This window comes from Streptomyces anandii JCM 4720 (genome assembly GCF_014650655.1).
Classification (GTDB): domain Bacteria; phylum Actinomycetota; class Actinomycetes; order Streptomycetales; family Streptomycetaceae; genus Streptomyces; species Streptomyces anandii.
In genome coordinates, this window is record NZ_BMVJ01000063.1 from 2,408 (window position 1) to 2,915 (window position 508).

The window sequence follows — 508 nt, forward strand, 5'->3', positions numbered from 1 at the left end:
GTCGTAGCTAGCGATCGACTCAAGAACCAGGGCGGTGAACGCCACCCACTCGCCCTTGGGCGCCCACGCCTCCGCATCGTTGGCCTGGGCGTAGAACGGACTGGGTGCCCAGGCCAACAGAATACGATCCTCTGTCACCTCATGGATCCAGCCGAGGAACTCCCTGCCGTCAACGAGGGCGAAGCCCACCTTGTCAGCGCGTTCAAAGCAGCCGGAGAAGTAGTCGTAGAGCGACTGGTCTTCGAACATTTGACGAGCGTAGCGGTACTGATCTGGGATCCGCTGCGCGCAGCCGTCCGTGCAGCTCGGCTACCAGTCCGGCCGTCGCCGGCGGGCGAAGAAGGCGTACGTTGTTCGCCCACCGGGTTCCGGGCTGCGCTGGGCCTTGATGGGATCATCCCCGCGGGTGCGGGGAGCAGTTCACGGCTTTTGCCATGTGGTCGCGCATCTTGGGACCATCCCCGCGGGCGCAGGGAGCAGACCGTAGTCGACCTGGGCGACGACGAGT

Annotated in this window: 1 protein-coding gene; it reads right to left on the minus strand. The window is 65.0% G+C overall.

What is annotated here, in order from left to right:
• On the minus strand, positions 1-249 hold a 249-nt coding region (locus IE249_RS35245), incomplete at its 3' end, for a hypothetical protein (RefSeq protein ID WP_189711563.1).
• Positions 250-508: the final 259 nt, after the last annotated feature.